Source organism: Clostridium sp. DL-VIII (assembly GCF_000230835.1).
Lineage (GTDB): Bacteria > Bacillota > Clostridia > Clostridiales > Clostridiaceae > Clostridium.
The window spans coordinates 1779760-1798672 of the sequence record NZ_CM001240.1 but is presented as its reverse complement, the minus strand read 5'-3'; the positions used below and the strand labels follow the sequence as shown (position 1 = coordinate 1798672).

General features: G+C 31.2%; 14 protein-coding genes. 2 read left to right on the top strand and 12 right to left on the bottom strand.

Annotated features, from left to right (window positions below; genetic code table 11):
• Positions 1-63 precede the first annotated feature (63 nt).
• On the bottom strand, positions 64-1041 hold the full coding sequence (locus CDLVIII_RS08220; protein WP_009168983.1) for a beta-ketoacyl-ACP synthase III: 978 nt from the start codon (positions 1039-1041) through the stop codon (positions 64-66).
• Positions 1042-1055: 14 nt separating this feature from the next.
• Positions 1056-1505, bottom strand: coding sequence for a MarR family transcriptional regulator (locus CDLVIII_RS08215; protein WP_009168982.1), 450 nt, complete (start codon positions 1503-1505; stop codon positions 1056-1058).
• Between the two features lie 395 nt (positions 1506-1900).
• On the opposite strand from CDLVIII_RS08215, the gene CDLVIII_RS08210 reads away from it, so the two are divergent.
• On the top strand, positions 1901-2515 hold the full coding sequence (locus tag CDLVIII_RS08210) for a hypothetical protein (RefSeq protein WP_009168981.1): 615 nt from the start codon (positions 1901-1903) through the stop codon (positions 2513-2515).
• A gap of 119 nt (positions 2516-2634) precedes the next feature.
• Here the strand turns inward: CDLVIII_RS08210 and CDLVIII_RS08205 are convergent, their stop codons facing one another.
• The 10 genes from CDLVIII_RS08205 to lysA form a co-directional block, all read right to left on the bottom strand.
• Positions 2635-3564 carry a tetratricopeptide repeat protein gene (locus CDLVIII_RS08205; RefSeq protein ID WP_009168980.1) on the bottom strand — a complete coding sequence of 310 codons (930 nt, stop codon included), beginning with the start codon at positions 3562-3564 and terminating at the stop codon, positions 2635-2637.
• Positions 3565-4038: 474 nt separating this feature from the next.
• The gene (gene purD, locus CDLVIII_RS08200; protein WP_009168979.1) at positions 4039-5289 is read right to left on the bottom strand and encodes a phosphoribosylamine--glycine ligase; all 1251 of its coding nucleotides are present in this window, start codon (positions 5287-5289) and stop codon (positions 4039-4041) included.
• Positions 5290-5451: 162 nt separating this feature from the next.
• Positions 5452-6960: a bifunctional phosphoribosylaminoimidazolecarboxamide formyltransferase/IMP cyclohydrolase gene (gene purH / locus CDLVIII_RS08195; RefSeq protein ID WP_009168978.1), complete on the bottom strand. Its 1509-nt coding sequence runs from the start codon at positions 6958-6960 to the stop codon at positions 5452-5454.
• A 179-nt stretch (positions 6961-7139) separates the two neighbouring features.
• The gene (gene purN, locus CDLVIII_RS08190; protein WP_009168977.1) at positions 7140-7748 is read right to left on the bottom strand and encodes a phosphoribosylglycinamide formyltransferase; all 609 of its coding nucleotides are present in this window, start codon (positions 7746-7748) and stop codon (positions 7140-7142) included.
• Positions 7736-8737 (bottom strand): phosphoribosylformylglycinamidine cyclo-ligase, encoded by a 1002-nt coding sequence (gene purM, locus CDLVIII_RS08185; protein ID WP_009168976.1) that lies wholly within the window; start codon positions 8735-8737, stop codon positions 7736-7738. Before purM ends, purN begins: the two co-directional genes overlap by 13 nt.
• A gap of 73 nt (positions 8738-8810) precedes the next feature.
• Positions 8811-10226 carry an amidophosphoribosyltransferase gene (gene purF / locus CDLVIII_RS08180; protein ID WP_009168975.1) on the bottom strand — a complete coding sequence of 472 codons (1416 nt, stop codon included), beginning with the start codon at positions 10224-10226 and terminating at the stop codon, positions 8811-8813.
• A gap of 157 nt (positions 10227-10383) precedes the next feature.
• Entirely contained in the window at positions 10384-11091 is a 708-nt protein-coding gene (gene purC, locus CDLVIII_RS08175; protein ID WP_009168974.1) for a phosphoribosylaminoimidazolesuccinocarboxamide synthase, read from the bottom strand.
• Positions 11091-11570 carry a 5-(carboxyamino)imidazole ribonucleotide mutase gene (gene purE / locus CDLVIII_RS08170; protein WP_009168973.1) on the bottom strand — a complete coding sequence of 160 codons (480 nt, stop codon included), beginning with the start codon at positions 11568-11570 and terminating at the stop codon, positions 11091-11093. The genes purC and purE overlap by 1 nt, the downstream gene beginning before the upstream one ends.
• Positions 11571-11927: 357 nt before the next feature.
• The gene (locus tag CDLVIII_RS08165; protein WP_009168972.1) at positions 11928-15674 is read right to left on the bottom strand and encodes a phosphoribosylformylglycinamidine synthase; all 3747 of its coding nucleotides are present in this window, start codon (positions 15672-15674) and stop codon (positions 11928-11930) included.
• A 270-nt stretch (positions 15675-15944) separates the two neighbouring features.
• Entirely contained in the window at positions 15945-17201 is a 1257-nt protein-coding gene (lysA, locus tag CDLVIII_RS08160) for a diaminopimelate decarboxylase (RefSeq protein ID WP_009168971.1), read from the bottom strand.
• Positions 17202-17356: 155 nt separating this feature from the next.
• Here lysA and CDLVIII_RS08155 point away from each other — a divergent pair, with 155 nt between their 5' ends.
• On the top strand, positions 17357-18775 hold the full coding sequence (locus CDLVIII_RS08155; RefSeq protein ID WP_009168970.1) for a PLP-dependent aminotransferase family protein: 1419 nt from the start codon (positions 17357-17359) through the stop codon (positions 18773-18775).
• Positions 18776-18913 lie beyond the last annotated feature (138 nt).

The window sequence follows — 18913 nt, the reverse complement described above, 5'->3', positions numbered from 1 at the left end:
TCTATGTATTACTATAAACTTCAATCCTGAAATTTTTGTCTTCCCATCAAATCAAACAAGTTCTTACCACTCAATTAAAGTGGAAGCATATGTTAATCCTCCGCCAAATGCAACTAAAATAATTTTATCGCCTTTATTAATCAAATTCTTTTCATACATTTCATTTAATACAATAGGTACTGATCCTGCTGAAGTATTCCCGACTCTATCTAGATTTAAATAAAACTTTTCTTCCTCTAGGCCTAATTTCCCAGCTGCTGATTTTATAATTCTATAATTAGCTTGATGTGGTACTATATATTTAATTTCATCTAATGAAAAATCTGTATCTTTTAATATTTCATTAACTGCTTCTACTATTACTGTAGTTGCAAACTTAAATACTTCCCTTCCATTCATTTTAATTATTCTTTCTTTTATTTTTCCTTCCTTAGTAAAAGGCGTATTAAAATCAGCTCCACCTATAGTTAATGATTCTCCCTTTGCTCCATTAGCTCTTAAATATGATTTTATAATTCCTTGTGTTCCATCTTCTTCCTGCTTAAGTACAGCAGCACCGCCACCATCACCAAAAAGAATACATGTACCCCTATCTGACCAATCCATTACCTTTGAAAGAACTTCTGCTCCAACTACAAGTGCATTTTTATAATTCATAGATTTCATCATGGATTTTGCTATTTCAAGCCCATACAAAAAGCCAGAACAAGCAACATTTATATCAAAACAAGCTGCTCTATCTGCTTTTAATTTACTTTGAATTATACATGCAACAGACGGTATGAATGCATCCGGTGAAACTGTCGCTACTATTATAAGGTCTATGTCTTCAGCTTTTAAACCAGCTCTTTCAAGAGCTATTTTTGACGATTCAAAGGCAATATCTGATGTGTCTTCCCCCTCTGATATTCTTCTCTCCCTGATTCCCGTTCTTTCAATTATCCATTCATTATTTGTTTCAACAAACTCACTTATTTTATCATTTGTAACTACTAGAGATGGTAAATATGCGCCAATTCCTGCGATTTTAATATTACTCATATTGCTCTCCTTTATTATTCCAGTTTATATTTTTCTTTAAAAAAGTCATTTAATTTATTTAAAGAAGAAATTAAGATTTTTTCCTCCTCTAAGCTTAAGCCTTCTATTGCATTATTTATCATTTTTTTGTGAAATCTCTGATGAAGTTTATAAGCCATTATACCTTTCTCAGTTAATTTAACTAAGACAACTCTTTTGTCTTCTTCTATTCTTTTCCTTTCAACATAGCCTTTTTTAATTAATTTATTTATAGCAGTTGTTAAGGTACTTACAGTAATTTTTAACTTTTGAGCTACCTCTGACATTGTGCTTTCGTTATACATCCCAATAACCTCCATTGTATGAACTTCTGTTATTGAAATATCTGAAAGTATACCATTTTTTAAGCTTTGTTCTTCAATTTGTAAGACATCATTAAATAACTGCACCAAAATCTCATTGATCATTGTAGTTGATTTGTTCATTCACTTACACTCTCCACTTTGGTATCTTAAGAATCATTTTAAAATTGAAAATTATATCATACATCTATAAAAATGAAAAAATTGTTAATTTTTACCCATTTAAAACCTTATTAAAAGGCTATACAAAATGCATAGCATCAATAAATATTTTTTAATATGTTTTAGTATTCTATAAACAAAATAATGTGGCTATTTATTCTTCAAAAGTCTGATAATTCAAAAACTTTCGGCATCAAATAGTTTGATAATCAAAATATACTATACTAAAAATTCATTGTCAAATAATTCTCATTTTTTTCCACATTATGTAGATGCTTTAATTTTAACATTTTATATGATATAATTAATTAATTATATCTAAATATTAATTTTTAACATAGGAGGTGTATAACATCATGACTAGAAAACTAATTTTAGCTGCAGTTATAGCATTAAGTATCGTAATGGTTTCATGCAGCACAAAACCTAAAGATGCTGTGAGCTCCAACAATAATCCCGATACTACTTCTGATACCCCTACTGTAGAACAAAACAAAGACAGCAGCAGCTCTTCTGAAACAGAGAATAATAAACCTAGTGAAGATGCAAAGGTAAATAAGATAAAGCTTTCTATATACAGTATAGATGAAAATTCTTTAGAACCTAACGAATCAAGTACTATTGAAGTAAATGAGAATTTAAGTTTAGAGGATAAATTAAAACAATTATGCACAACATTGTCAGAAAAGAAATTTGATAACTTGTCACTTGAAGTTAAATCAATAGATACTGTTAATGGCAAAAAAGTTGCTACAATTAACTTAACTGATGCTAACAATAAAAAGTGGTCACAAAAATTCCAAGGTTCTACTGGTGGCGCAGTTACAACCAATACTTTAATTGAAAATTTTCTTCAGTCAAGCAACAAATCCAAAGGTGAATGGATTGACGGAGTAAAATTCCTATATAATAATGAAAAAATAGAGTATGAGCATGCATCAGATTTATCTGATATTCAATATAGAAATTAAGATTAGGCAATGTGGTAACTTACGAAATCACATACATTTTTATTCCACAGGCTTTTCAAAAAACATATTTTAGAAATCCCCTTTAGGGGATTTCTTCTTTTATTCGTAACTTATATAATTCATAGCTCAAATATGTGTTCTATTTGCTTATACTCCTTAAGTTCTCTTATTGGATCTAATTCTTTATCTTTCTTCATATAATCTATAAAGAAGTTATTTAATTCTATGCTCTTTTCTACATCTTTCAATGCCTTTAGATTTTCTTTTATGTTTACATAAAAACAAGCCCTATTATAATATAGAAAGCTTTCTTCTTCATTTTCTTTTATTCCTTCACTTATGATTTCTATAGCCTTTCTAAAATCTCCATGTTCTTTATATATAATGGATAGATTTAAAAAACTATAGGGATACTTAGGATTTTCTTCAATGGACTTATTATAATATTCTTTACTTTCCTCTATTTGCCTAAGCTTATTTAATATTACCCCTTTATTGAATAAAATCTTATAGTTTTTATCATCGATTTCTAAGGCCATATTTATATACTCCAAGGCTTCTGCATTTCTATTTAATTCTTCTAATATACAGGCTATGTTTGCATATGCCCAGACTTCTTTCGGGTTTATTTCTATAGCTTTTTTATAATAATTAATAGCTTCATCTTTCTCATCAAATTCATCATATATATTAGCTAAAAAGAAGTAAGCTTTATCATAATTAGGGTTCTTTTCTATAGCTTTTTCATAGTATTTCTTTGCTTTTCCAAGTTCATCATTATCATCATAAATTATCGCCAAGCCGTAATATGCTCTGGCCTCTTCCGTATCTTTCTTTAACACTTCAAAATACTTCTGCTCCGCTTCTGGTATTAAACCTATCTCATGATATATCAATGCCATATCTATTAATAATTCTATATCTTCTTTTCCGATATTAAAAGAATATGCTTTTTTATAGAATTTAAGAGCCTTTAATAAATTCTTTTCCGATCTCAAGTTTCTTGCCATATTTAAATAATTATTATACAAATAATTTTTGCTTTCCATATTTAATCTTCATCCTTGTTATATTTTTTAATTTTCTTAATATGCTTATTTTATCATTATATCACCAATAGGGTAAAAGCGCTTAATTGTGAGATTATAGCTAATTATACAGCTACTTGAGAATACAATTTTTCATATTTCTTCATTATTATATGAAATGTTAAAATTCATTATTAACTGTATAAAACGCATAATATTAATAATTAAAGATAAATTATATTCCAAATTTCTTTCATTCCTCATTTTATATGTTTTATACTATGGCTAAATATTTTTTACAATTTATTCACAGTTTATTTACACATAATTCAATAAATTTATGTAAAAATTAAAGTAATCATCTGTTAAAATTAACCTAATTTTAACAGATGATTACCTAAATAAATTATTTTAAACTATATGCATTGCAATACACAATGTACATTCAACCATAATTATCAACTATACATTGTAACTTTTCAATTGTAATGTATATTATTTATATGTTCCTATATCACTTCTACAATATGCACCTTCAAAAGTAACATACTTAATATTTTCATAAGCATCACTTCTAGCTTCTTCTAAAGTTTTTCCAAGCCCTATAACAGACAATACCCTGCCGCCATTTGTCTTTAAGACTCCATCTTCAGCTTTAGCTCCAGCTAAGAACACCTTATCTTTTACCTTTTCATCTATTTTTATTTCATACCCCTTAGTGAACTTTCCAGGATATCCTTTTGATGCTAAAACAACATTAATACAAACTCCGTCATTCCACTCAATTGTGGTCTTATATAGTTCTTCTCTTAGTGCTGCTTCAATAACTTCTACCAAATCACTTTCCATTAAATAAAGAACTGATTGAGTTTCTGGATCTCCCATTCTTACGTTATATTCTAGAAGGTAAGTCCCCTTATTAGTAATCATAATACCAAAGAAGATAATCCCTTTATAATCAAAGCCTTCTTCTTTAATTCCATTTAAAGTCTTAGCCATAATATTTTCTTCAAAGTCCTTCATTACATCTTCTGTAACATAAGGATTTGGAGCGAGCACTCCCATGCCCCCTGTATTAGGTCCTTTGCCATTATCAAATATCTGCTTATGATCTTTTCCTGATACAAATGGTATAACTGTCTTACCATCTGTAATTGATAAAATTGAAGCTTCAATACCTTCAAGGAATTCTTCTATTACTATTTTTTGCCCTGCTCCATTAAAGATATCCTCAACCATATAATCTTTTACAGCCTGAGCTGCTTCATCTTTATTCGCACATATAGCAACACCTTTTCCAGCAGCAAGCCCGTCTGCCTTTACAACTGTTGGATATGAACAGGTTTCTAAGTATTTAAGTGCTTCATCTGCACTCGTGAAAGTTTCATATTCTGCAGTTTTAACTCCATATTTTTTCATGAATTCTTTCGAGAAGCTTTTACTGCCTTCAAGTCTTGCAGCACTTTCAGCCGGTCCAAATATTTTAAGTCCTTCTCTTTTGAATTTGTTTACAATACCTTTTGTCAATGGATCTTCTGGTCCAACTATTGTTAAATCAATAATTTCCTTCTTTGCAAACTTAACCAATTCATCTAAATCGGTTATATTAATATTTTCGCATTTATGTTCAATTGCAGTTCCACCATTTCCTGGCGCAACAAATATCTTTTCTACCTTTGGACTTTTAGCTAATTTCCAAGCTAAAGCATGTTCTCTACCACCTGAACCAATTAAAAGAAGTTTCATACAATACCTCCAAATTTATTCAGTTAATAGTTAGCAGTTAACAATTAACAGTTGAGGATAAGATTCCTACAGAATCTTTTAAAATATTATTTAATTTCCAAACGCCTTTGGCGTTTGTTCCTTAACTGCTAACTGTGCACTGTAAACTGTTAACTGATTGAATTAGTGTTTAAAGTGTCTATATCCTGTGAATACCATTGCTATTCCATGTTCATTACATGCATCTATTGATTCTTGATCTCTCATGGATCCACCTGGCTGAATTATAGCTTTAATTCCGTTTTTAGCTGCTTGATCCACAACATCTCTAAATGGGAAGAACGCATCCGATGCAAGAATTGTAGCTCCTTTGCCTCTCTTTAACGCATCTTCTGTTGGCCAAATTCTATTAACTTGACCTCCACCAATTCCTAAAGCTATTCCATTATGAGCAACAACAATAGCATTTGATTTAACATATTTAACTACTTTCATTCCAAATAATAAATCTTTCATTTCCTCATCAGTTGGTTTCTTTTCAGTTACAACTTTGATCTCTTCAATTAATTTATTATCCTCTTCTTGAACAAGCATTGCTCCATCAACTGTAACCATATATCTATCTGCTTTTGGCTTATTATGAAATTTAAGAACTCTTAAATTCTTTTTAGTCTTTAATACTTCCAAAGCATCTTCATCATATTCTGGTGCTGCTATAACCTCTAAGAAGATCTTAACCATTTCTTCAGCAGTCTTCTTATCTACTTTCCTATTAAATGCAACGATTCCCCCAAATATAGAAGTTGGGTCCACTTCATAAGCTTTCATGTAAGCTTCATATGCGTCGTCTCCAACTGCAACTCCACAAGGCGTATTATGTTTTAATGCGCAGCATGCTGGTTCATCAAATTCATTAGCACATTTCCAAGCAATATCACAGTCTTTAAAGTTATTGTAAGATAATTCTTTACCATTTAATGTTTCAAATGTATTCATAGCCCCATCAAGCATTGTTGATGAATAAACTGCTGCAGTCTGATGTGAATTTTCTCCGTATCTAAGTCCTTGCATCTTCTTATATGAAACCGAAAGATATTCTGGATATTCTTCCTCATCATCAGCTAATAAGAAGTTTGAAATAGCACCATCATAAGCACTCATAAGATTAAATACTTTACCTGCTAACTTTTTCTTTGTCTTTAAAGATGCTTCTCCGCTTGCTTCAATTTCTTCCATTACAACTTTATAGTCGTTTTTATCTGAGATTACTACAACATCTTGGAAGTTCTTAGCAGCTGCTCTAAGCATTGTAGGACCTCCAATATCTATAAATTCAACCTTCTCTTCAAACTCCAAGTCTTCTTTAACTTTTTCAAAGAATGGATAAAGATTTACAACTACATAATCTATTGTATGAATATTTCTTTCCTTTAAAGTATCCATATGTTTTTCATTATCTCTTATAGCTAAAATTCCAGCATGAACTAATGGATGAAGAGTTTTTACTCTTCCATCTAGCATCTCTGGGAAATTAGTAACTTCATTAATTTCAATTACATCCAAACCATTTTCCTTAAGATATTTATAAGTCCCACCTGTTGATACAATTTCAACATCTTTTGCTGCTAAAAATTTAGCAAACTCTAAAACTCCATCTTTATCAAATACACTTATTAAAGCTCTTTTTTTCATAAAACACCGCTTTCTTCAGTTAACAATTAACAGTTAACAGTTAACAGTTGTAGATAAAACTCCTGACGGAGTTTCCTTAAATTATGGTTTTTTTCAACTGCAACCCTTAACTATAAACTTTAACTAAGTTTTTTATAAAATAATTTAGAAATTACGTAGTAAAAAATGAGAATCAAAAGCTAACTGATTCTCGCTTTGCCATTAACAAATTCAACTTTACCTTCACTGATTAATTTGATTGCCTGTGGCAATAGTATATGTTCTTTTTCCAAAATCCTCTTTTGGAGTGTTTCCGCATCGTCCTCAAAGCAAACTGGCACTACCTCTTGAAGAAGTATTGCTCCCCCATCAACTTCACTATTCACAAAATGAACTGTGCACCCTGAAAATCTTACCCCACTTTTAATTGCGGCTTCATGAACCTTTATTCCGTACATCCCTGGCCCGCAGAAAGCTGGAATTAAAGATGGATGAATATTTATTATCTTATTATCAAATTCTTTTAGTATTTCTCCATCTAAAATTGCTAAAAATCCTGCAAGAACTATTAAATCAACTTTTCCCTTTGTTAATTCTAATATCTTATCTGAAGCTTCTTCTCCATATTCACGCCTAGAAACAACAAAAGTTTGTATATTATGTTTTTTAGCCCTCTCTAACGCATAAATATTATCGCGGCTGCCTATAACCATTTCTATTTTAACATTGAGCTCTTTATTTTCTACTGCATCAATTATAGATTGAAGATCTGTTCCTCCCCCAGAAACTAAGACCGCTATTTTAAACAAATACCTTCACCTCCAGATGTTACATAACCTATTTCATAAGCTTTTTCTCCCATTTCTACTAAAGCTTTTATAATAGATGCCACATCTTTTTCATTAACAGCAAGCACAAAGCCTATACCCATGTTAAATGTGTTGTACATATGTTCTTTATCTACACCTTTTTCGATAATTCTTTCAAATATAGCTGGAAGTGGATATGAATCTTTCTTTATTACAGCTGTAAATTCTCTGCCATTGAACATTCTTGGAACATTTTCAATAAAACCACCACCAGTAACATGTGCCATTCCTTTTATTTCATAACTTTCTAATAGCTTAAGTACAGGTTTCACATAAATCTTAGTTGGAGTAATTAATGTTTTCCACACTTCTTCACCATTAAATTCTTCATTTAGGTCTGGAAATACTTTTCTAATTAATGAATATCCATTAGAATGAACTCCTGAAGATGCAATTCCTATTAATTTATCTCCTTCTTTAATATTACTTCCATTGATGATCTTATCCTTGTCAGCTATACCTACAGCAAAACCTGCCATATCATATTCGCCTTCTGAATAAAAACCTGGCATTTCAGCTGTTTCTCCTCCTATTAAAGCGCAATCAGAATCAACACATCCGTCTGATATACCTTTAACTAAATCTGACGCAACTTCTGCTTCAAGTTTTCCACAAGCAATATAGTCTAAGAAGAATAGTGGTTTTGCTCCATGACATAAAATATCATTTACGCACATAGCAACACAGTCTATTCCAACTGTATCGTATTTCTTATTTTTAAATGCAATTTCAAGTTTTGTTCCTACCCCATCAGTTCCAGAAACTAATACTGGCTTTTCATATCCTGATGGTAATTCAACCATTCCTGCAAAACTGCCAAGTCCATTTAAAACATATTGACTCATAGTTCTGGCAGCATATTCTTTAATCAATTTAACCGATCTATATCCTTCTTCTATATTAACTCCAGCTTCTTTGTAAGTAATCATTTATTAACTCCGCCTTTCAAAATGCTATTAGACATATTCAAAAAAATAGTTAATGATATGCCCTAGTAGATATCTAAATCTCTTTTTCTACTGGTGCTGCTACTGGATAAATGCCATTGAAGCATCCCATGCAGAATCCTTCTCTATCATCAAAGCTTCTATAAACGCCTTCTTCGCTTAAATATCCTAAATAGTCTGCTCCTATCATATCTCTGATTTCCTCTACACTATGATTGGCAGCAATAAGTTCACTTCTATAAGGTGTATTTATTCCAAAATAACATGGATATTTTACACTTGGAGAAGCAATTAAGAAATTAACTTCTTTTACTCCAGCACGTCGAAGTGATTCAATTAAATGCTTTGAAGTAGTTCCTCTTACTATTGAATCATCAATGAGTATAACTCTTTTGCCTTCTAAATTTGATTTTAATGGATTTAATTTTACTGCAACTGCTCTTTCTCTTATTTCTTGAGATGGTGATATAAATGTTCTTCCAACATATCTATTTTTTATAAATCCAGTGTCATAATGTATCCCTGAAGCTTTTGCATATCCTATTGCTGCTGGTATTCCAGAATCCGGAACTGCAATAACCACATCTGCCTCTAACGGATGCTCTCTAAATAATTGTTCTCCTGCCTTTACCCTTGTCGTATGAACTTCAAGCCCATCAATTCTTGAATCAGGTCTTGCAAAATATATATATTCAAAAGCACATGTCTGGCATTTAGTATTTTCAGAATATCTATATGATTGTATTTCTTGCCCATTTATTATTACTATTTCCCCTGGTTCTACATCTCTTACAAACTCAGCGCCTATTGCGTCTAAAGCACAACTTTCAGAAGTTAGTATATATCCCTCTTCAATTTTCCCAATTGAAAGCGGTCTTATTCCATGTGGATCTCTAGCCCCAATTAATTTATCTTTTGACATGATAACTAATGCAAATGACCCTCTAATAGCAGCCATCGCATCAACTACTGCCTTTTCAAGACCTTTTTTAGCACTTCTTGCTATAAGGCAGGCAATTACTTCTGAATCACTTGAAGTATGGAAAACTACTCCTGTATCTTCAAGTAATTCTCTTAGAACATCATCATTAACTAAATTTCCATTGTGAGCCATAGCTATTGAACCAATCTTAGATGTAGTTACTATTGGCTGAGCATTTTCAATACCTTGACCTCCAGCAGTTGAATATCTTACATGACCTATAGCTATATTCCCTTTTAATTTTTCTAAATCTTCCTGCTTAAATGCTTCTGTTATAAGCCCTAAACCTTTATGGATATCAATCTTTTCCCCATCTGCTACTGCTATTCCTGCACTTTCTTGACCTCTATGTTGAAGAGCATAGAGTCCATAATAAGTCATTGATGCAACATCTATGGGTTTATTAGCAAAAACACCAAAAACACCGCACTCATCCTTAAATTTATCATTACTTGGATCTATTATTAATTCAAAATCTGGATTACTCATTCATACAATCCTTTCATAACTTTTTTAATTGACAATGAAAAATTGATAATTGACAATTAAAGATGAAATCCCAAAGGGATTTCTAAAATACATATATTTTCAAAATCTATTTAGGATTTTGTTCCTTAATTGTTCATTGTTAATTATCAATTGTCAATTATTTTGAAATTCTCTTTAAGATTTCAATATAAGCATCTTTAACATTACCTAAGTCTCTTCTAAATCTATCCTTATCTAATTTTTCTCCTGTTGTAGCATCCCAGAATCTGCAAGTATCTGGTGAAATTTCATCTGCTAAAACTATTGTACCATCGCTGCATCTACCAAATTCAATTTTAAAATCAATTAAATTAATATTTTGTGCTGCGAATACTTCTTTTAATACATCATTTATTGTAGCTGTCATTTTTAAAATTACATCTATTTCTTCAAAAGTTGCTGCTCCAATTGCTACTGCATGGTAACTATTTATAAGTGGATCTCCTAATTCATCATCCTTATAAGAGAACTCAAATACTGTAGTCTTAAGTTTATATCCTTCTTCAAGACCTAATCTTTTAGCCATACTTCCTGCTGCTACATTTCTTACTATTACTTCAAGTGGTACTATTTCAACCTTTTTACATAATTGTTCTCTATCATTTAGTTTCTTAATAAAATGAGTTTTTACTCCTCTTTTCTCTAAAAGTTCAAAAAGAATTGCTGTTATCTCATTGTTCATAACACCTTTATCTTCAATTTGTCCTTTCTTTTCTCCATTAAATGCTGTTGCATCATCTTTGTAATATATAATTACTTCGTCTGCCTTATCTGTAGCGTAAATCTTCTTTGCTTTTCCTTCATACATCATTTCTAATTTTTCCATTATAGTTCTACCCCTTCCGCATTTTCCTCTATAAATTTCTTTTTCATATTTAATCTGAATTCTTTTAATTTATTTTTTAATTCATCATTATTAACTGATAACATTTGAACTGCTAACATTCCTGCATTATAACTGTTGTTTATTCCAACAGTTGCAACTGGAATTGACTTTGGCATCTGTACTATTGAATATAATGCATCTAAACCTTCAATAGCAGCTTTAACTGGTACTCCTATAACAGGAAGTATTGTTTTTGACGCAATAACTCCTGGCAAATGTGCTGCAAGCCCAGCTCCAGCAATCACTACCTTACATCCTTGTTCTTCAATTTCTTTCAATGTTTCTTCTAATTTTTCTGGTACCCTATGAGCTGAAAGTACAAAAGCTTTATATTCTATTCCAAATTCTTTTAAAGCATTTGCAGCTCCTCTCATAACTTCAGTATCAGATTTACTTCCAAAAAATATTGCAACCTGCATCTCTAATCCTCCCATTTATTCAGTTAACAGTTCACAGTTACTGTAATTGTTCATTGTTAACCACTTAAAATAATTTATTTTAAATATGCATTTTTCCAGCATGTTCTGAAGAATATATATTCTTCAGAAGTTATATTCTTATATTCTTATATTCTTATATTCTTATATTCTTATATTCTTAAGTGAGAGTCCAAATCTTGTATTTGGTTCCTCGAACTTACCCAGCGAACGCATGTGAGTCGGGTTTCCTTTTTATATTCTGGGCATTTTATCCTATTTAAAATTAGTATGCAACACTAATTTAAGTTAAGATTGAAATCTCCAAAAGAGATTTCAACAAAAACTTATCATTTGTCACTATTTAAAGTATTTTACTCCTGCTTTAAATATCTTTTGATCAAAGTCTCCAGGAATATTTCTATAAAGGTCATTTCCTATTCTTTCACTATGAGCCATCTTACCTAAAACTCTTCCATCTGGACTTGTTATACCTTCAATTCCATACATAGAACCATTAGGGTTAAACGGCATATTTAAAGATACACTTCCATCAAAATCAACATATTGTGTTGCCACCTGGCCATTAGCTATTAACTCTTTAATAAGACTTTCAGGTGCTACAAATCTTCCTTCACCATGTGAAATTGCAACTGAATGTATATCTCCTAAATTAATTTCACTAAACCAAGGTGATTTATTAGAAACTACCTTTGTCCTTATAATTGAAGACATATGTCTATCTATATTATTGTAAGTTAATGTTGCCATATCTTCTTTTATATCTACTATTTCTCCATATGGCACTAAACCTAATTTAATTAATGCTTGGAAGCCATTACAAATACCAATAGCTAATCCATCTCTATTTTTAAGTAATTCCATTACGCTATTACTTATCTTTTCATTTCTAAGTGCATTAGCTATGAATTTACCAGATCCGTCTGGCTCATCACCTGCTGAAAAACCACCTGGAATCATAAGAATCTGAGAATTAGCTATTTCTTTTGCTAATCTGTCGATTGATTCATTAAGTGCTTCTTTTGTAATATTTCTAAATACAACCTGAGTTACTTCTGCACCTTCTTTTTCAAAAGCTCTTGCGCAATCATATTCGCAGTTGTTTCCTGGAAATACCGGAATTACAACCTTTGGTTTAGATATTTTAACTTTTGGAGAAAGTGTAGATTTTTTATCATATAAAACTGTTTCTACTTTTTTATCTACATCTTTAGTCTTTATTGGAAATACTGAATTTAGTTTTTCTTCATAAACTTTTTCTAACGCTTCAACATTAAAGTTCAAGTCATATTCTTTAGAAATTATTGCTGATGCATCTATTGTCTTACCAACTACTTTATATAAGCAATCTTTTAATTCTTCTCTTACATCAATACCATTTTTAACTTCTAATATTATAGTTCCATAGTTGAAAGCAAATAATTCATCCCTTGTCAAATTCTCAATTTCTGCACCAATTCCATTTCCAAGTGCCATTTTAGTAATAGCTTCTGAAACTCCGCCATATTTAATTGCAGATGCTGAAATTACCTTTTCATCTTGAATTAAGTTATATAAGACTTCTAAATTTTTCTTAAGTTTATCGGTATTTATTGTTCCGTCGTCTAACTTTTCAGTTTGAAGTAAAACTAAGCTTGAACCTGACTCTTTAAATTCAGGCGATATTATATTTTTAGCTTTTTCAACTCCTACTGCAAATGACACTAAAGTTGGAGGTACATCTAAATCACCAAAACTTCCTGACATAGAATCCTTACCGCCAATTGCTGCAGTTTCAAATGCCATTTGAGCTTCATAAGCACCAAGTAATGCTGCAAATGGTTTGCCCCATCTAGAACTTTCATTACCTAGTTTTTCAAAATACTCTTGGAATGTAAGTCTTGCTTTTCTGTAATCTCCACCCATAGCTGCAAGCTTACATATACTCTCAACAACTGAGTAATATGCCATGTGATATGGACTCCAAGTACCAAGTTCAGGATTAAAGCCAAAAGTCATTAATGTGGCATCTTCACTTTCTCCATGGAGAACTGGTATCTTAGCTGCCATTCCTTCTGCCGGAGTCTTTGAATATTTACCACCAAATGGCATAAGTACTGTTCCATGACCTATTGTTGCATCAAATCTTTCTGACAATCCTTGCTGAGATGAAACATTTAATTTTCTTAAGTTGTTTATCCATTCTTCTTTAACATTAATATCATTAACTTCATATGGATAAGCACTTGGTGCTTTAACTGTTACTTTAGTTTTTTGAGTTGCCCCATTTGTATCTAAAAATGTTCTCTTTAAGTCAACTATTTGTTTACCTCTCCAGAACAATCTAAGTCTATCTGTATCAGTAACATGTGCTACTAAAGTGGCTTCTAAATTTTCTTCATTTGAAAGCCTGATAAATTCATCCGCATCTTCTTTAGTTACAACAACCGCCATTCTTTCTTGTGATTCTGAAACTGCAAGTTCTGTTCCATCTAAACCTTCATATTTCTTTGGAACTTTATCTAAATCTATATCTAATCCTCTGCAAAGTTCTCCAATTGCAACAGAAACTCCTCCTGCTCCAAAGTCATTACATCTCTTAATCATCTTCGCTGCTTTTGAATTTCTAAATAATCTTTGAAGTTTTCTTTCTGTCGGAGCATTTCCTTTTTGAACTTCTGCTCCACATTCATTTATTGAATCAACTGTATGTTCCTTTGATGATCCAGTAGCTCCACCAACGCCGTCTCTTCCTGTTCTTCCACCTAAAAGAATAATTACATCGCCTAAAGCTGGCTCTTCTCTCACTACATTTTCCTTAGGTGCTGCAGCAATTACTGCTCCAACTTCCATCCTCTTTGCAACATAGTTTGGATGATAGACTTCTTGAACTTGACCTGTTGCAAGACCAATTTGATTTCCATATGAGCTATATCCATGTGCTGCTCCTAGAGTTATTTTTCTTTGAGGAAGCTTTCCTTCTAATGTTTCTTCAACTGGTACTGTTGGATCTGCTGCTCCTGTAACTCTCATTGCTTGATATACATAAGTTCTTCCTGATAATGGATCTCTTATAGCTCCACCAAGACAGGTTGCTGCTCCACCAAAAGGTTCAATTTCTGTTGGATGATTATGTGTTTCATTTTTAAACATGACTAAATAATCTTCCATACCTTTATCAGTTTCAATTTTTACATTAATTGAACATGCATTTATTTCTTCAGATATGTCTAGATCTTCAAGCTTGCCGTTCTTTCTAAGTTCCTTCATAGCAATTACGGCTATATCCATAAGAGTCTTACTTTTTTCCTTATCCCCATAAACATAGTCTCTTGATTTTAGATATTTTTCATAGCTCATTTTTATTGGTGCTGTATATTTGTTATCTTCAATTTGTATATCTTCTAATATTGTTGAGAAAGTTGTATGTCTGCAGTGATCTGACCAATATGTGTCTATAACCTTAATTTCAGTTATACTTGGTTCTCTTCCTTCTCCTTTAAAATAATCTTGAATCATAAGGAGGTCGTCAAGACTCATTGCTAATCCTTGTTCACTATGAAATTCTTTCAATTGGTTCAATGTTTTATTAATGAATCCTTCTAAGATTTGGACATCTTTAGGCATGTTTGAAGGAGATGATAATTCTTTACTATTTATATCTACTTCTCTTGAATCGACTGGATTGATATAATATTTTTTAATCTTATTAATATCATTTCGTGATAGATTTCCTTTTAATACTACTATTCTAGCACATTTAATTTCCACCTTATCTTCCGCTGTTAAAAGAGATAAACATTCAGAAGCTGAATCTGCTCTTTGATCATATTGACCTGGTAAATATTCTATACCAAATGCTACTTCATCTTTGCTTATTGGTAACTCTGATTCGTAAACTACGTCTACTGTTGCTTCAGAGAAAATAGTATGCAATGCTTTTTTATAATATTCTTCAGATATATCTGAAACAATATATTTATTAACAAGCCTCACATCCTCCAACTCAGCTATCCCTAAGTTTTCCTTAAAATCATTTAATAAACTTTGGGCTTCTACATTAAATCCTTTTTTCTTTTCAACGAATACGCTTCTAATATCTAACATCTTAATTCCTCCAAAATATTGTAAGATTTAGTTAAAGCACTACATCTTTGTAATGGCGAATGCTTTTAAAAAACAACTCACTAACCTTCGTATCGATATTTTAAGATTAACATCTAACACGTATGATGTCAACGCATATTATGTTAAAATTTCATTTTATTTGCATTTTACCGAATTATCATTTGTATTATTCATTTAATAGTTCGTACTATTTTAAATTTCCTCTAAAATATCAATATATTTTGTGTGGTATAAGGATTTTATATTCCCTTAAAAATACTTTCTCATAAGATCTTCTAATGTATCTCTTTTTCTAATAATATCTGTTTTACCATTTTCTCTTATAAGAACTTCAGCTGGTCTAAGTCTATTATTATAATTAGAACTCATTACATATCCATAAGCGCCTGCATCTAATATTCCCACAATATCTCCTTCCTGGATTTGTGGCAGCATTACATTTTCAGCTAATATATCTCCATTCTCACATATATTTCCCACTACGGTTACCTCTTCTTTAGGACTTGTAACATCGTTGTTATCTCTTTTATATATTTCTATATCATGATTTGAATTATATAATACTGGTCTCATAAGGACGTTAAAGCCAATATCTGTACCTATATATTTTCTTCCATAATTTAATTTAACAGCATGTACTGTCCCTAAAAGCACGCAACATTCTGCTGGTATATACCTTCCTGGTTCTATTTTAACTTTGATTTCCTTTCCGTATTTCTTAACCCACCTTTCTATTATTAAATCAATTTCTTTTCCTAGTGTTTTTAAATCTATTGCCTGCTCACCTTCTTGTTTCCTATATGGAACGCCAAAACCTCCTCCTATGTCAACAAATTCGAGATCTTCAAAGTTTTCAGCAATAGTTAGTAGCGTTTTAACACTTTCTATATAGGCACTCCCTTCCATGAATAAAGATCCTATATGTTGATTTATTCCTATAAGCTTTAATTCATACTTATTAATCGTTTCTTTAACCTTGTCAATATATTTAGGATCCACTCCAAACTTTGCTTTCTTTCCTGCGGTAACGACTTTTTCGTTATGTCCAACTCCTATTCCTGGATTAAATCTAACAGCTACTGAGCCACCTCTATTTATCCTTCCAAAAAGTTCTAGCTGCGAAAGAGAATCTACACTAATATTAACCTTATTTTTTATAGCATATTCCAATTCCTCTGCACTTACATTATTGCTTACAAAAAAGATTTGTTCTGGTTTAAATCCTGCCTTAAGTTGAACATATATTTCTCCCATAGACATGGCATCTACGTCTAGTCCTTCTTCTCTTACTATCTTTAGTAAATGTAAATTGCTATTTGCTTTTGCTGAAAAACTTACTGAAAAATTTTTATATCTTAAAAAATTCCTCATATCCTTGCATTTTTCTCTAAGAATACTTTCATTATAAACATATAGAGGACTTCCATACTCTTGAATAAGTTCATATGGATCTCTTTTCATATAGAAATTTATCTTTTCAGTTACATTAAAATATTTATTACACATAATTTTCTCCCCCATTAATTGTATTTTATAATCATTATAGAAATATATTGTCATTGTATACAGTGACAGTTATACTTATTTTAACAATGACAGATTATTAAAATTCTAAATTTAAATTGTACCATCAATAATTCCATATGCTTGAGGTGAAACAAATGTTAGAATTGCTTCCAAATTTTAATTCCGATTCAAAAATTCCTTTATACATACAAATCTATAATTATATCAAGAATGAAATTCTATCTGGCAATATCCCGCATAATAGTAAACTTCCATCAATTCGAAGTTTTGCTAAGGATTTAATGCTTAGCAAGAATACCATTGAGGCAGCCTATGAACAGTTGCTTGCTGAAGGATATGTAAAGTCTAAAAATCGATCAGGTTTGTATGTTACGAGGATAGAGAGTGGATTTAAAAATATAAACGAGAATTTACAGTCAAGTTCTATTTCTATGGAAAAACCAACTGATTGCAATATAAAAGTCAGATATGATTTTAGCAGTGGGCAAATTGATTTAACTACTTTTCCATATTCTCAATTTAGAAAAATAGTAGGGCGTTCAATTGATGAATTTTCTAGTGAACTTTTACTTTATGGAGATCATCAGGGAGATTATGGGCTAAGACATGAAATTGCTAAATACATTCATCACTCTAGAGGCGTTGTATGCTCTCCTGAACAAATCGTAATATCTTCTGGCACCCAGCAATCTTTAACTTTATTATGTCACATGCTTTTACATAATCACAAAAATGCTGCCTTCGAAGAACCAAGTTATTTAGGTGCCAAAGCTGTGTTTAAGCATTTTAATTTTGATATTTCTCCAATAAAGTTAGACATGGATGGCATAAATATTGAAGCATTGTATAAATGCTTAGCAAAAATAGTATATGTTACTCCATCGCACCAGTACCCTTACGGGATGGTCATGTCAATATCTAAAAGATTACGTCTGCTCAAGTGGGCTGATGAAAATAATGGAATTATAATAGAAGATGATTATGATGGTGAATTTAGATTCAAAGGGAAACCAATCCCTTCACTTCAAGGACTTGATAACTCAAATAGAGTTATATATTTAGGAAGCTTTTCTAAATCATTAATGCCTTCAATGAGAATAAGCTACTTAGTGCTTCCAAAATCGTTTTTAAATATTTATGAAAAGAATTATAAGATTTATGAGCAGCCTGTATCAAGATTACTACAAAAATCTCTTGAAATTTTCATTAAAGAAGGTTACTGGGAAAAACATTTAAGAAAAGCAAAAATATTATATAAGAAAAAACAGGAATTATTATTAAATTCCTTAGCAGAATATTTTAAGGAAAATATAACGATTATAGGTGCGGATTCCGGTCTCCATATATTGTTGCAAATTCATACAAAGATGGACGAACAGGAATTGATTGAAATAGCTTTAAAGGCTGGAATTAAAGTAGATTCCACATCTGTCAATTGGATGAATCCACAAGCTAACTCTTTTCCTGTTATTTTTATTGGTTTTGCGGGAATAAAAATAGAGGATATACCCTATGCAGTAAAAATTTTAAGTAACTGCTGGTTTAAAACATAGTAACAACCAACATAACGATATTCAACTTTAGATATAAACTCATGTAATAACTAACTAAAAGGACAGGTAATTTATGATTTCGGTAAGTTGCCACTTAAGTTTAAGTTAAAAGTTGTTTATCTAACTTATTTATATTTT